12 protein-coding genes are annotated in these 13,952 nt (G+C 59.5%); 7 read left to right on the forward strand and 5 right to left on the reverse strand.

Annotation, left to right across the window (positions count from 1 at the left end):
• Nucleotides 1-125: 125 nt before the first annotated feature.
• Entirely contained in the window at nt 126-587 is a 462-nt protein-coding gene (locus tag ACR0LI_RS00325) for an Lrp/AsnC family transcriptional regulator (protein ID WP_171634539.1), read from the reverse strand.
• Between the two features lie 102 nt (nt 588-689).
• Between ACR0LI_RS00325 and ACR0LI_RS00330 the strand changes: the two genes are divergently transcribed.
• The 4 genes from ACR0LI_RS00330 (at nt 690) to ACR0LI_RS00345 (ending at nt 5,002) form a co-directional block, all read left to right on the forward strand.
• Nucleotides 690-2,105: an aminotransferase class V-fold PLP-dependent enzyme gene (locus ACR0LI_RS00330; protein ID WP_480492173.1), complete on the forward strand. Its 1,416-nt coding sequence runs from the start codon at nt 690-692 to the stop codon at nt 2,103-2,105.
• 64 nt (nt 2,106-2,169) lie between these two features.
• On the forward strand, nt 2,170-3,255 hold the full coding sequence (gene hisC, locus ACR0LI_RS00335; RefSeq protein ID WP_480492171.1) for a histidinol-phosphate transaminase: 1,086 nt from the start codon (nt 2,170-2,172) through the stop codon (nt 3,253-3,255).
• Nucleotides 3,252-4,172 (forward strand): prephenate/arogenate dehydrogenase family protein, encoded by a 921-nt coding sequence (locus tag ACR0LI_RS00340; RefSeq protein ID WP_171634530.1) that lies wholly within the window; start codon nt 3,252-3,254, stop codon nt 4,170-4,172. Before hisC ends, ACR0LI_RS00340 begins: the two co-directional genes overlap by 4 nt.
• Nucleotides 4,169-5,002: an extensin-like domain-containing protein gene (locus tag ACR0LI_RS00345; protein WP_171634528.1), complete on the forward strand. Its 834-nt coding sequence runs from the start codon at nt 4,169-4,171 to the stop codon at nt 5,000-5,002. The genes ACR0LI_RS00340 and ACR0LI_RS00345 overlap by 4 nt, the downstream gene beginning before the upstream one ends.
• On the opposite strand, the gene ACR0LI_RS00350 is transcribed toward ACR0LI_RS00345, so the two are convergent.
• Nucleotides 4,999-5,997: a DUF2125 domain-containing protein gene (locus ACR0LI_RS00350; RefSeq protein ID WP_480717816.1), complete on the reverse strand. Its 999-nt coding sequence runs from the start codon at nt 5,995-5,997 to the stop codon at nt 4,999-5,001. The genes ACR0LI_RS00345 and ACR0LI_RS00350 overlap by 4 nt on opposite strands.
• A 66-nt stretch (nt 5,998-6,063) precedes the next feature.
• Between ACR0LI_RS00350 and ACR0LI_RS00355 the strand changes: the two genes are divergently transcribed.
• From ACR0LI_RS00355 to ACR0LI_RS00365, 3 genes are all read left to right on the forward strand, one after another.
• On the forward strand, nt 6,064-6,594 hold the full coding sequence (locus ACR0LI_RS00355) for a gamma-glutamylcyclotransferase (RefSeq protein ID WP_480717817.1): 531 nt from the start codon (nt 6,064-6,066) through the stop codon (nt 6,592-6,594).
• Between the two features lie 69 nt (nt 6,595-6,663).
• Nucleotides 6,664-7,842 (forward strand): biopolymer transporter ExbB, encoded by a 1,179-nt coding sequence (locus ACR0LI_RS00360; RefSeq protein ID WP_480621275.1) that lies wholly within the window; start codon nt 6,664-6,666, stop codon nt 7,840-7,842.
• A 3-nt stretch (nt 7,843-7,845) separates the two neighbouring features.
• Nucleotides 7,846-9,588 (forward strand): peptidoglycan -binding protein, encoded by a 1,743-nt coding sequence (locus ACR0LI_RS00365; protein ID WP_480717818.1) that lies wholly within the window; start codon nt 7,846-7,848, stop codon nt 9,586-9,588.
• A 49-nt stretch (nt 9,589-9,637) separates the two neighbouring features.
• Here the strand turns inward: ACR0LI_RS00365 and ACR0LI_RS00370 are convergent, their stop codons facing one another.
• The 3 genes from ACR0LI_RS00370 to gloB form a co-directional block, all read right to left on the reverse strand.
• Nucleotides 9,638-10,525 carry a YHYH protein gene (locus tag ACR0LI_RS00370; protein WP_480717819.1) on the reverse strand — a complete coding sequence of 296 codons (888 nt, stop codon included), beginning with the start codon at nt 10,523-10,525 and terminating at the stop codon, nt 9,638-9,640.
• 138 nt (nt 10,526-10,663) lie between these two features.
• Nucleotides 10,664-12,988 carry an ATP-dependent Clp protease ATP-binding subunit ClpA gene (gene clpA / locus ACR0LI_RS00375; protein WP_171168952.1) on the reverse strand — a complete coding sequence of 775 codons (2,325 nt, stop codon included), beginning with the start codon at nt 12,986-12,988 and terminating at the stop codon, nt 10,664-10,666.
• A 174-nt stretch (nt 12,989-13,162) separates the two neighbouring features.
• The gene (gloB, locus tag ACR0LI_RS00380; protein ID WP_480717820.1) at nt 13,163-13,930 is read right to left on the reverse strand and encodes a hydroxyacylglutathione hydrolase; all 768 of its coding nucleotides are present in this window, start codon (nt 13,928-13,930) and stop codon (nt 13,163-13,165) included.
• Nucleotides 13,931-13,952: the final 22 nt, after the last annotated feature.

The following is a 13,952-nucleotide window of genomic DNA, read 5'->3' on the forward strand; positions in this document are numbered from 1 at the left end:
GCCGAAATCGAATTCCGAAAGGCCGCGCTTTTGCGCGGTCTTTTTTTTGGTTTGCCCATGGCGCAGCCGTCATCGCGACATTGCCTGCGACTCCTTAGGGTGTTTTTGGGCAAATGTAGTGCGTGTCAGATCGGCAGGGGCCTGCCTTCGGCGATCGCTTCCATCGCGAAATACGAGGTCACGCTGTCCAGCTCGACCTTTTCGATCAATCGTTGATAGACCTTGTCATATGACGACATGTCCTGCGTTACGACTTTCAGCTGATAGTCGTAATCCCCTCCGATCCGATGAAAATCCACGACTTCCGGGATTGTCAGAACATGGCTCCGAAACGCCTGAAGCCACTGGGCAGAGTGGTGTCGGGTGCGGAGCATGACGAAGACCACAAGGCTCAACCCCAGTTCTTCTCGTGCGATGCGGGCCGTGGATCCGATCAGCACACCGTTTTCGTTCAGGGCCTTCAAGCGCCGCCAGCAGGCATTCTGGGACAGGCCAACCCGATCCGCCAATTCCCGCTGTGACAGGGTGGCGTCCTTTTGCAGCTCTTTCAGTATGCGTGTATCAATTTGATCTATTTTTGATGCCATAACTGATCATATGACACAAAAATTCAAAAATCCACGCAAAGATATGTGAAGTTTCCTCGGGCCAGAAATATCACATTGGTATGGCAGTAAGGAGCCAATGCCATGACCCTGTCCAAATTCCGTGCGGAACTCTGTTCCACCGCTCACAATTCAAATCTGCGCGATGGGCTGATCGGCGAGAACGTTCTGATCCCGGGTCTGCTTGGAGACGTGCCGCTTGTCTATGCGGATTACGTCGCTTCGGGCCGCGCGTTGCGGCAGGTCGAGGATTTTGTGGCGCAGGACGTTTTGCCGTTTTACGCAAACAGTCACACCGAGGCCTCCTACTGTGGGTCCTACATGACACGTCTGCGCCGCGAAGCGCGGGCGGAAATAGCCCGCATTGTTGGTGCTCGGGAAGAGGACGCGGTGATCTTTACCGGGTCCGGCGCCACTGCGGGGCTCAATCGGTTGGTCAGCCTGCTAGGGGTGGCAGAGGCTGACCAGCCGATTGTCTTGATCGGACCGTATGAACATCACTCAAACATTCTGCCGTGGCGCGAAAGCAAGGCATGTGTCATCGAAATCCCCGAGGCCGAGGGCGGTGGCGTGGACCTGCATGCGCTGAAAGCCGCGCTGGAGGCCCATGTGGATGCCGATTTGGTGGTCGGATCGTTTTCTGCCGCGTCCAACGTAACGGGCATTGTCACCGATCCTGATCCGGTCACGCGGATGCTCAAGGCGTATGGTGCCTTGGCCGTTTGGGACTATGCCGGTGGTGGGCCTTATCTGCCGATGGACATGGGGTCCGAAGGGGCCCGCAAGGATGCGATCGTGGTTTCGCCGCACAAGTTTCCCGGTGGCCCGGGCGCGTCAGGCGTTTTGGTTGTGAACCAATCGGCCGTTAAACGGACCTGCCCCAGCTGGCCCGGCGGTGGAACCGTAAGTTTCGTTTCACCGTGGCGGCATGACTACAGCACCGATCTGTCCACCCGGGAAGAGGCCGGGACGCCCAACGTGATCGGAGACATTCGTGCGGCGCTGGCCTTCATCGTCAAGGATGTCGTCGGAACGGACGAAATCGCCCGGCGTGAGGCGCAGTACAATCAAATGGCGCTGGACGGCTGGAAGAACAACCCGAACCTGACCCTGCTTGGGGTCGAAAAAGCGCACCGTCTGCCGATCTTTTCCTTCCTGGTGCGCGACAATGCGGGCCAGCCCGTGCACCAGCAGCTGTTTACGCGGATGCTCAGCGATATCTACGGCATTCAGGCGCGGGGCGGCTGTGCCTGTGCCGGACCCTACGCCCACCGCTTGCTGGGGATCGATCAGGCAACGTCAGAGGCGCTGCACGCTGCCTTGTCCGCTGGGGAAGAAATGAAAAAACCCGGCTGGGTGCGCCTGAATTTCTCATATCTGATGAGCGAAGAGACGGTTCAGTTCATCATCGACAGCGTCAATGACCTGTCGCACCGGACCGAAGAATTCACGCCTTACTACAACGCTGACCCGGCAACAGCGCGCTTCAAGGCCGCATGAGGGAATTGCCGCTTTTCTCAACCCTTTGAGACAGGTATGAGAGGCCCATTCAACGGAGCCTCTCATGACCAAGATCACCCCACAACCCGGCATTATGGACATCGCGCTGTATCAGGGCGGTCAGTCGCATGTGGCGGGAGTGGAGCATGTGATCAAGCTGAGCTCGAACGAGAACCCGTTTGGACCCAGCCCCAAGGCCATAGAGGCGGTGCGCGACAGCGCGGCCACTCTGCATCGTTATCCCAGCACCGACCACGCGAGCCTGCGCGCGGCCATCGGCGCACGCCATGGGCTGGACCCGGCGCGGATCATCTGCGGTGTCGGCAGCGACGAGGTATTGCAATTCGTCGCCCAGGCCTACGCGGGGCCGGGGGACGAGGTGATCTATACCGAGCACGGGTTTTCCATGTACCCGATCATCGCCCGCATGGCCGGCGCGACGCCGGTCATGGTGGCCGAACGTGACCGCAAGGTGGATGTGGATGCCATTCTCGCCGCGGTGACGGGGCAGACGCGGATCGTGTTTGTCACCAACCCCGGAAATCCAACTTCGACCATGATCCCGAACGACGAACTGGAACGTCTGGCGCTGGGTCTGCCCGACACCTGCCTGATGGTTCTTGATGGCGCTTATGCGGAGTTTGTCGATGGGTTCGATGGCGGGGCGTCGCTGGTTGACGCCCATGAGAATGTAATCATGACGCGCACCTTCTCAAAAGTGTACGGGCTGGGCGGTATGCGTGTCGGATGGGGCTATGCGCACCGCCCGATCATCGACGTGCTGAACCGGGTGCGCCAGCCCTTCAACCTGTCAATGACCGCATTGGCGGCGGCTGAAGCTGCGGTAAACGATGTGGAATTCCTGACCTTCTGTCAGGCCGAAAACGCGCGCCTTCGTGTGTGGCTGGCCGATCAATTGGCCAAGACAGGCGTGCCGTCGGACCCGTCCTGCACCAACTTCATCCTAGCGCGTTTCGCCGATCAGGCCGAGGCCGAGGCCTGCGATGACTACCTGAAAACGCAGGGTTTGATTGTCCGCCGGGTTGCAGGCTACAACCTGCCGAACGCCTTGCGGATCACCGTGGGCGACGAAGAAGTCTGCCGCCGTGTGGTTGCGGCGATCACTGCATTCAAAGAGGGCGCAGCATGAGCCAGATTTACGACCGCGTTGCGCTGATCGGGCTGGGCCTGATTGCTTCGTCCATGTTCTGGGCGATGAAACGTGCAGGGCTGGCCGGGGAAGTGACGGGTTATGCCCGGTCTGAAAAGTCCCGTGAAACCGCGCGCAGGATCGGATTGTGTGACCGTGTTTGCGACACGGCACGCGAGGCGGTTGAAGGCGCCGATCTTGTCGTGCTCTGCGTGCCTGTGGGGGCTATGGGCGCAGTTGCAGAAGAAATTGCACCCGTGCTGAAACCCGGTGCCACCGTTACGGATGTGGGTTCGGTCAAGCGGGGCGTCATTCGGGCGGTACAGCCTCATATCCCCGACGGAGTGCATTTCGTTCCCGCGCATCCCTTGGCAGGGACCGAGCATTCCGGCCCTGAATCCGGGTTTGCCGAACTGTTTGACAATCGCTGGTGCCTGTTGGTCCCGGTCGAGGGTTCGGACCCGGATGCCATTGCCCGTCTGCGCGCGCTCTGGGAGGGCATGGGGTCGAATGTCGATGAGATGGATGCGGATCACCACGATCTGGTCCTCGCCGTAACGTCCCATGCGCCGCACCTGATTGCCTACACGATGGTTGGCGTGGCCGACGATCTGCGACGGGTAACCGACAGCGAAGTCATCAAATATTCGGCCGCCGGCTTCCGCGACTTCACCCGGATTGCCGCGTCCGACCCGATCATGTGGCGGGATGTGTTCCTGTCCAACAAGGATGCGACGCTGGAAATCCTGGGCCGGTTCACCGAAGAGCTTTTTGCCCTGCAACGCGCCATACGCACTGGCGACGGCGATCATTTGTTTGACTACTTCACCCGCACCCGTGCTATTCGTCGCGGCATCATCGATGCCGGGCAGGATACGGATGCGCCGGACTTTGGGCGGGGAAAGGCAAGTTCATGAGACTGCGCTGGGGGCATATTCTGATTGGGGTCGTTGCTTTGAGCGCCGCGCCGGTTCATGCCGCGCCCCTTGACCAGTCTTTGGTGCCCCTCATGCGCCCTTTGACTGTTCAGCAGGCTGTCAGCGCGCCTGCCCCTTCTGACATTGCCAACCTGCGTCCGGTTTCGCGTCCGGTTTCGCCGCAAGTCACGGCTGCGGCGGCGCGCCCGTCGGAGCTGCCACTTCTGGGGCCGGACACATCCTTGATGCCTTATTTGCGACCCGAGTCTGTCGAGCAGCAGGTGTTGTTCAAAAGGCGCAAGCTGCGCAAAGGGTCTGTTTGCGGGGATATTGCCATTCAAGGCAAACCTGTTGGCCGTGTGGGCAGCAAGAATTCAGCCTGTGGTGTCAAGGATGCGGTGCAGATCACCTCGGTTTCGGGTGTGATGCTCAGCCGCCCCTCGACGATGGATTGCGGCACCGCCATTGCGTTGAACAAGTGGGTCGACAAGACCGTCAAACCCACCTTCAAACGCCGCGGGCCCGTGGTCGAGCTGCAAATCGCCGCCCATTATGCCTGCCGAACCCGCAACAACCGCAAAGGTGCGCGGATATCCGAACATGGCAAGGGTCGTGCGATCGATATCTCAGGTTTCAAAATGGCTGACGGTGAGGTGGTGACCGTCCTGAACGGGTGGCGCAAGAACCCGTCTCAGAAACAGCTCAAGAAGATCTGGCGCGGGGCGTGCGGCCCGTTTGGTACCGTGCTGGGGCCGAATTCCGATCGCTATCACAAGGATCATTTCCACCTTGATACGGCCCGCTATCGCAGCGGACCTTACTGCCGTTAACGCAGGATCAGACGCGGGGCAGGGCCCAAAGGCAATGGCCCGAGCGCCACGAAACCATCGCGGAAATTCAGTTGCAGATCCAGCGCGTTGGGGTTTCCGGCCAGCCCTGCCAGAAAGTTCAGCCCTCGGGTGACGGGATCAACGGCCTGATCGGGCAGGGCACCCGCCGCGTTTGCCATTGCGATCATATCCCGCCAGTTTTCGGCTTTGACGGCAATCTCTCCGGTCGGGATACCTTGGGCGTCCACATCCAAATCGCCGGTCGCGAACAGGCGCAGCTCACCCCATTTGATCTCGGCCAGACGCAGATCGATGGCCACGGGCTGCGGACGGCTGTCTTCGAGGGCGGACCGGCTCCAAACCTTGTCGAAAGTGGTGACCATATCCAGTTCCAGCGTCTCAAAGCTTTGCGGTAATGAACTTGCGGAATGCATCAGGGCCCGCAGTTTTTCCCCCGGTGTAAACCCATCCGCGCGGGCCGTGATGGAATAGGCTTCTGAAATTGGCGTTTGTTCCATGATCAGGCTCAGTGTGTCGCCCGAGGCCAGCGTGGTGGAGTTTTCCGTCACCGACCAGGCCTCGGCCGTCAAAGCCATTTTCTCCAGCACGAGTGAGACGCCGGGCTGCAATTGCAGCTCGGCCAGCAATTCGTCGGCCACGATTGTTGATGTCTGGTCGAAATATGACAGGCGTTGCGGTGTGTCCGCGAACCGCAATATCTGACGGCCGGGCCAGATGGCGGGGCTTTTGAATTCGATCCAATCCGCGCTCCATGCCGTGCCGTTCACCGGATCCGCCAGCGCCGGATTGTTCAGACGGGTCATGTGGTGGGTCGGATAGCCCGCTGTCGCGACATTCGAGAAATCCGCTTGCCAGCCGCGCGCCTCCTGCTGTTCGAACCAGCCAGTGATCGCAGAGCGCAGGCCATACCCGGCCACGAACCAATAGGCGCTCCATGCCAGGGAAACAAAAATCAACACTCGTATTATACGCATTCGAAAGGCCCTTTTTCCCGCCTTGGAATTGATGTTTATAGGCCGAAACAGGCGAGGACCAGTGCAATGACGATGTGGGTATTCGGATATGGATCGCTGCTGTGGAATCCGGGCTTTCCGGTGGCACGCAGTGAACGCGCGACACTTCATGGTTATTCCCGCTCCTTCTGCATGAGCTCGATCCACCACCGCGGGACCGAAGAAAAACCGGGCCTGGTGCTGGCACTGGACGAACAGGAGAACGCCAGTTGCACCGGTTTGGCCCTTGCGGTCGAGGCGGGTCACGAAGACCGTACGCTGCACGAGCTGCGCGAGCGCGAGCTGATTTCCTCGGCCTATGTTGAACGTATGCTGGATGTGCACCTGGAAAACGGCCAAATCGTCAATGCCGTTACCTATGTGATCGATGCCGACCACGTCCAGTATTGCGGCGGGATGCCGTTGGAGGAACAGGCCCGGATCATCGCTCATGCGGTTGGCGGGCGCGGTCCGAATGATGAATATCTTTACAACACCGTAGAACATCTGGCCGAGATCGGGCTGCGTGACCATGATCTTGAGTGGTTGGCGCAACGGGTGCGCGACATTACCGCATAAACTCTTGGCGTCACGCGCGGAATCCCGCTAGATTCGACGCAAAGCAGGCAAATACCGGGAACCACGCGCATGGCGCAGGCACATCAGGGCGCGAGACCCCATTTCTCGCATCCCATTCGACAAATTCTGTTGATGTTGATGGCGATCGGCTTGTCCGGGCTGGGCGTGTTTCTGGCACTGCCTTACGTATTGCCGGTTTTCTATGCCAATCCGTATCTGAATGGTTTCATTCTGATCGTATTTCTTATCGGCGTCCTCGCTTGTTTTTATCAGGTCACGCAACTGATCGGGTCCGTGCGCTGGATCGAGGCCTTTGTCGGGGGCGTCGTTCGCGAAGATGCGCGTACACCGCAATTGCTGGCGCCTTTGGCTTCGCTGCTGCGGGAGAGAGGCGCGCGCTCACAGATCAGTTCCACCTCAACCCGGTCCATTCTGGACTCCGTGGCCGAGCGTGTCGAAGAAGAACGGGAAATCACGCGTTATATAACCAATGTTCTGATCTATTTGGGTCTGCTGGGTACGTTCTTTGGCCTGGCGACAACCGTTCCAGCCATTGTCGACACCATCCGCAGCCTGAACCCGCAAGAAGGCGAAGAGGGGCTGGCCGTCTTCAATCGCCTGATGACCGGACTCGAGGCGCAGTTGCAGGGGATGGGCGTTGCGTTCGGGTCCTCTCTGCTGGGTTTGGCGGGATCGCTGATCGTTGGTCTGCTCGAAGTGTTTGCCGGGCACGGGCAGAACCGCTTTTATCGCGAGCTCGAAGAATGGCTGTCCTCGATCACCCGCGTCGGATTTGCCGGTGGTGAAGAGGGCGGGGCAGAGATCGCCGTACTGACACCTGTGCTGGATGCCATGTCCGAACAGATGGATGCGTTGCAGGATCTGTTTGCCGCTCAGGAAAGTGAGCGGGCTAAGGTTTCGGCCAAGCTGGGGCAACTGGTCGATGTGATTGCCGAGATGAACAATCGCCAGGCCAATACCGAAAGCGTCACTTCGGCTCTGGAGCGTGTTGCGCTGGGGCAGGATGCGTTGCTTGACCACATGCGCGAACACGGTGCAGGCGATGGCATCGATGCCGAAAGCCGGATGCGCCTGCGCTCGATGGACGTGCAGTTGCTGCGCATTCTCGAAGAGATTTCGGCGGGTCGTCAGGAAAGCATGAACGAATTCCGCAAGGATATCGAACTGCTGGTCAAGGCCCTGACCCTGCCGCGAGGCGCGGTGCGCACCACGCCGGAAGGAGAGTAACCCATGGCGCTGTCCCGCCGCACCGGTCAACGCTTCCAGGGCTCGGTCTGGCCCGGATTCGTGGACGCGATGACCGGGCTGCTGATGGTGCTGACATTCGTTTTGACCATCTTCATGGTGATTCAGTTCGTTCTGCGCGAAACCATTTCGGGTCAGGAAGACGAACTGACGACGCTGGCAGACGAGGTTGCTGCGCTTGCGGGCGCGCTGGGTTTGGAAGAGCGTGAAAACAGCCGCTTGCAGGCAAGGCTGGGTGCGTTGAACACGACGCTGTCGCAGGCCGAAGACGATCTGGCGCAAGCGCAGTCGCTGATCGCCTCACTGACCACCGAACGCGACCGTCAGGCCGCCGCGCTGGATAAGGCGCAGACCCGGATCACGAATTTCGAAGCACAGGTTGCGGCGCTGCTTGCCGAGCAGGAACAGGCTTTGGGCGACATCGCAGCGCTTGAGGCTGAGCGCGAGCGATTGCTGACGGAACAAGAGGCGCTGAACCTTGCCCTTGCACAAAGTCGCGAGGAAATCGATGCGCAGACGGAAGCTGCCCGATTGGCAGCCGCCCGCCGCGAGGCACTGGAAGCATTGGTTGCGGATCTGGAGCAAAGCGGCGATGAACGCGCGGCGGAAATCGCCACCCTTGAACAGCAACTGAGCGATGAAGAAGCCGCCCGCCTGGCCGAAGCCGCTGCTGCCGAGGCATTGCGAAACCGCCTTCAGAATGCGGATGCCGAGCTGACGGCCATGACGCTCGCGTTGGAGGCACAACGCAAAGAGGCCGAAGATACGCTGACCCTTCTGGCCGCCGCGCAAGCCGCGCGGGCCGAGCTTGAGCGACAATTCGGCGACGTGAATCCTGATGAATTGCGCGCCCAGCTTGAAGCCGCCCTGGAGGCGCAAACGCAAGCGCAGGCGGATGCTGATGAACAACGCTCCCTGGCCGAACAAAGGCAGGCTTTGCTGGCTCTGGCAGAATCGACATTGTCGGAAGAGAAAGAAATCTCAGCCGAGGCCCAGCGTGAGGCGGCTCTTCTCAACCAGCAGATTGCCGCGCTGCGCGGGCAGTTGGGGTCCTTGCAGGCTCTGCTGGACGATTTCGAAGAGCGCAACGAGGCCGCCGAGATCCAAATCCAGACTTTGGGTCAGGACCTGAATGCCGCGCTGGCCCGTGCCGCTTCGGAAGAACGCCGCCGCCGCCTGCTGGAAGAAGCCGAACGCCTGCGTCTCGAGGCCGAGGCCGAAGCACTGGCCGGTCAGAATGAGGAACTGGCAGCGCAGGCGGAAGATCTGCAACGCTATCGTTCGGAATTTTTCGGACGTCTCCGGGATGTCCTTGGCGATCAGGAAGGTGTGCGGATTGAAGGTGACCGCTTTGTCTTTTCATCCGAGGTTTTGTTTCCGACAGGATCAGCCGTGCTGTCCGCGGAAGGGCAGCAGGAGGTTGCGAAAGTTGCGAACATCCTGCGCAGTGTCGCCGCTGAAATTCCGCCCGGTCTGAACTGGGTGATCCGGGTCGACGGCCATACCGACAACGTTCCGCTGGCCGGTTCGGGCCGATACCGGGACAACTGGGAACTCAGCCAGGGTCGCGCGTTGTCTGTTGTGCGCTATATGGTCGACGCGCTGGGCATCCCACCCAATCGTCTGGCGGCAAACGGGTTTGGTGAATTCCAGCCGGTCAATCCGGCTGACACGCCAGAGGCGCGGGCACAGAACCGCCGGATCGAGCTGAAACTCACGGAAAGATAGCAAACCCTTGCCTCTTGCATGGGTAATCTGCGTGATGGGGTCAAACCGATTACCGTCTGCCAAAGCGAAAGCTTTGATCCGGAGTGCCCATGAAGCAGCGGGGTACCACGGGGTAATCCTCGGTCAGAAAGTACGCATAGGTTCCTGAAGGGTATTCTGCTGAAACGGTGAAGGCGCCGTTGCATTGGTCCAAATTGCCGTGACCCTGAACAAAAACGTAGTCCTCGTTGAAGGTGCCGTCATGCCGCCCGCCCGGCGCAGCGCCACCCGGCCGGTTGCCGGGTTTCAGACGATAGGACGACGTCATTTCGGTCACTTTGCCCCCTACGACGCCAGTGACGGCATATATCGGGAAACCATCTGCGGCATAGCCGATCAAGGGTGAATGCTCGGACGGTGACCATCCCAGCAGCTTGACCAACCCCGTCGGTACACCGTGATAGTGATACTTTCCGTTCGGCTGTACATGCGCATAATTGGCGTCCAATCCCAAGGAAACAGCGCCACCCAGAGCATTGTAGGACCACCCGGACCTGGGGTCGCCATGCCAAAACTCGGCCGCCAGCGGGTCGAACACAACCCCGTTGAGTGACACGCCAAAGTTCCACCCCATTTGCAGCGGCGTGATTGCACCTTTGGTCGTTGGATTTGCAGGCAATTTCAACTTGACCTTCTGCTGTTCGATCTGGTGCGGATTGCCTTGGTTTGGAAACCGGCCAACCAGATGATCAGGAATGCCGTTGCCCGTCACTTTGATTTTTCCGCCTTTTTCTTTCACCGAGGCGCTGCTTTTCCCGGGGTTTTCGGTTGCTGGCACCAACCTCAGCGTTTCTGCAGTCGTTTCGTCGTGATAGCGAAACCTGTGCTGTGCAGTTGCCACAGCGGCAACGGTGGATAGGGCAAAGGCGGCGCCCCAGAGAATTGAAATTTTGCTCACGTGTCGATCCCTGTCTTGCGTTCATCATTGAAGATGACACGCGGCAGAAGTCTTTTTCCGTCGCACTTTATGCTGTCAGCAGAGAAAAAGCCCGGCGATGGGGATCGCCGGGCTTTGAAGGAGTTGTCTGTATTTTGGTCAGTCTGCCGTCAACAGAGGTGGTTTGTCTCCTGAAATGCGCCGTTGGTCCGGGCCAAGAATTTCAAGATCCAGTTCGCCCTTCTTGACCGAGACACGAACCACGCCGCCCTTGGCCAGCTTGCCGAACAACAGCTCTTCGGCCAGCGGCTTCTTAATGTGCTCCTGAATCACGCGACCCAGCGGGCGTGCACCCATCTTGTCGTCATATCCCTTGTCGGCCAGCCACTCGGCAGCTTTTGGGGTCAGGTCGATGGTCACGCCACGATCCAGCAGTTGTGCCTCAAGCTGTAGGACGAATTTCTCGACCACCTGCAAAATGACCTCTTTCGGCAGCGGTGCGAAGGAGATCACGGCATCCAGACGGTTGCGGAATTCCGGTGTGAACATACGCTCGATCGCGGCCGTGTCTTCGCCTTCGCGCCGATCGCGACCGAAGCCGATGGCGGCTTTGGCCTGTTCCTGCGCGCCCGCGTTCGAGGTCATGATCAGCACCACGTTGCGGAAATTCACCGTGCGGCCGTTGTGATCGGTCAACTCGCCATGGTCCATCACCTGCAGCAGGATGTTGAACACGTCCGGGTGGGCCTTTTCGATCTCATCCAGCAGCAACACGCAGTGCGGATGCTGGTCAACACCGTCGGTCAGCAAACCACCCTGATCAAACCCGACATAGCCCGGAGGGGCACCGATCAGGCGGCTGACGGCATGTTTCTCCATGTATTCCGACATGTCGAAACGCAGCAGTTCCACACCCAGGGTATCTGCAAGCTGTTTCGCCACCTCGGTCTTGCCAACCCCCGTCGGACCGGCAAACAGATAGTTGCCGATGGGTTTTTCAGGTTCGCGCAGACCGGCGCGGGCCAGTTTGATCGCGCTGGACAGCGCCTCGATTGCCAGATCCTGACCAAACACCACCCGTTTCAGCGATGCTTCGAGGTCTTTCAGCACCAACGCATCATCCTTGGTGACGTTCTTGGGCGGAATGCGCGCGATCTTGGCGACAACCGCCTCGATCTCTTTGACGCCAATGGTCTTGCGCCGCTTGCTTTCCGCGACCAGATGCTGCGCCGCGCCGGCCTCGTCGATCACATCGATGGCCTTGTCGGGCAGCTTGCGGTCGTTGATGTAACGCGCCGACAGTTCGACCGCCGTCTTGATCGCATCGGCGGTGTATTTGATGTCATGATGCTCTTCGAAATAAGGCTTCAGCCCGCGCAAGATCTTTACGCTGTCTTCTACCGAAGGCTCGTTCACGTCGATCTTCTGGAACCGGCGGCTCAGCGCACGGTCCTTCTCGAAGTGCTGACGGAACTCTTTGTAGGTGGTCGAGCCCATGGTGCGCAGTTTGCCGCCCTGAAGCGCAGGCTTCAGCAGGTTCGAGGCATCCATAGCCCCACCCGAGGTCGCCCCGGCACCGATCACGGTATGGATTTCGTCGATGAACAACACCGCGTCCGGGTGATCCTCCAGTTCGGTCACAACCGCTTTCAGACGTTCTTCGAAATCACCGCGATAGCGGGTTCCGGCCAGCAGCGCGCCCATGTCCAAGGAATAGATCGTGGTATTGGCCAGCACATCGGGGGCCTCGCCACCGACGATCTTGTGCGCAAGGCCTTCTGCGATGGCGGTCTTGCCCACACCTGGATCCCCCACCAGCAGCGGGTTGTTCTTGCGGCGGCGGCACAGCACCTGGATGCAGCGTTCCACCTCATCCGAGCGTCCGATCAGCGGATCGACATCGCCAGCTCGAGCCTTGGCGTTCAGATCCACGCAGTATTTTCCCAGCGCGCTTTCTTTCTGTTCGGCTTCGCCGGATGTGGTCTGGGCGTCTTCTTCCACCTGATCCGCACCGGATACCGAGCGGCTTTCGCCATAGGCAGGATCCTTGGCGACGCCATGCGCGATGAAATTGACCGCGTCGTAACGGGTCATGTCCTGCTCTTGCAGGAAATAGGCGGCATTGCTTTCGCGTTCGGCGAATATGGCGACCAGAACGTTGGCGCCGGTCACTTCGGTCCGGCCCGAGCTTTGAACGTGGATCGCGGCGCGCTGAATGACGCGCTGGAATGCTGCGGTGGGTACGGCTTCGGATCCGTCGATATCCGTGACCAGATTCGAAAGATCCTCGTCGATGAACTCCACCAAAGTGCTGCGCAGCTCGTCCAGATCGACACTGCACGCTTTCATGACGCGCACGGCATCGGGTTCTTCCAGAAGGGCCAGCAGCAAATGCTCCAGCGTTGCGAATTCATGGCGCCGTTCATTCGCAGCCGCCAGGGCCGCGTGTATGGCTTGTTCCAGTGTGCTCGAGAATGAAGGCACGCGGGTGCTCCTCTGTCTTGGGTCAGAAGGGGGCGGTTTCTTGGCCGGAACCCCATCCCAACCATGTCCTCATACTATTAGAGTTTGGTTGATCGTGGCCCGGCTTCAAGGGTTTTCTTTCACTTGACAGTCACATTTGTTGTGACCGTGGCTCTGAAGAGGAGCAAATAGGCATCAGAACCGGTCTTTTCTAGCCCGAATTTCGGCAAAAACGGCCTCGGGGTCAGCGCCCACCATACCCAATTTCGCCTGAATCGCCGGATCGGCGGCCCTCAGGAACGGATTTGTGGCCTTTTCAAGGGCCAGAGTCGAAGGAACAGTGGCTTTCCCGGCCGCACGCGCGCGGTCGATATCCGCAATGCGATCTTTCAAGGCTTGATTTTCGGGATCGACTGTAATCGCGAATTTGGCGTTGGATTGTGTGTATTCGTGCCCTGAACAGACCAAAGTGTCGTCCGGCAGGGCGGCCAGCTTGTTCAAAGAGGCCCACATTTGCGCGGGTGTGCCCTCGAACAGGCGCCCACAACCCAGCGCCATCAGGCTGTCGGCGGTGAACACCGCGGAACTCTTCGGCATGTAGAATGCGATATGGCCATCCGTGTGCCCGGAAACGTCCAGAACCTGAACCGGTTCGCCGCCGATCTCGAAACTGTCGCCCTCTTTGACCTGCTGATCCATCGGTGGCAGGCGGTTTGCGTCAGCGGCGGCCCCGATGACCTTTGCCGGTTGTTTGGCCAATATTCCCGCAAGCCCGTCCACGTGATCCCAGTGATGATGGGTCAACAGCACATATGACAGCGTCCACCCCCGGTCATCCAACGCCTTCAGGACCGGTGCGGTCTCGGGCGCGTCGATCAGGGCGGTCTGGCCAGTGACGGCGTCATGCGCCAGAAAGGCGTAATTGTCGCTCAGGCACGGGATTGTAACGATTTCAAGAGGCATGGCCTTTTGCCCTTTCATTGCT

It is taken from the genome of Ruegeria sp. CL7 (assembly GCF_056536445.1).